At 63.4% G+C, this 716-nt stretch carries 1 protein-coding gene; it reads left to right on the plus strand.

What is annotated here, in order from left to right; genetic code table 11:
• On the plus strand, window positions 1-716 hold a 716-nt coding region (locus tag F0Q45_RS26415; RefSeq protein WP_149656643.1), incomplete at both ends, for an acyltransferase domain-containing protein.

A 716-nucleotide genomic window follows, 5' to 3' on the forward strand; every position in this document is an offset into this window, starting at 1 on the left:
AGAGCCTCAGTATTGCCGTGGTCAACGGGGTTTCGGCGGTGGTGATCGCCGGTGAAGACTGGGCTCTGAAGCGATTGGTGGCTCGGTGTGCAGACGAGGAGGTTCGGGCACGGCGTATTGAGGTTGACTACGCTGCGCATTCAGCGCAGGTGCAACCGGTTGGTCCGCGTTTGGTGCAGGCGATATCGGATATTGCCCCGCGTTCTTCCAGGGTGGCGTTCGTCTCGACGGTGACCGGTGCGGCACTCGATGGCGCACACCTCAACCCCGAGTACTGGTTTGTCAATTTGCGTCAGACCGTGCAATTGGATCAGGCGCTGGATTGGTGCCGTGAACGCGGTTACGGGGCGTTTGTCGAAGTGAGTCCGCATCCGCTGCTAGGTGCCGCTATCGAGGACAGTGCCGGCGATGCGGTGGTAGTGCCGACGCTGGGACGCAACGAGGGCGGGCTGGACCGGTTTTGGCTGTCGGTGGGCCAGGCCTACGTCAACGGCGTGGCAGTTGATTGGCCTGGTGTTTTTTCCGGGCGTGGTCGCCGGGTGCAGTTGCCGACGTATGCGTTTGTCCCACAGCGGTTTTGGCTGTCTTCGACCGCGGGCGGCGGTGATGTGAGCGCGGTGGGTCAATCCGCCGCTGAGCACGGGTTGTTGGGCGCAGTCATCGAGCAGCCTGACTCCGGTGGGGTGGTGCTGACTGGGCGTCTGTCGACGTCGGCC

Source organism: Mycobacterium simiae (genome assembly GCF_008370645.1).
Classification (GTDB): Bacteria; Actinomycetota; Actinomycetes; order Mycobacteriales; family Mycobacteriaceae; genus Mycobacterium; species Mycobacterium simiae_A.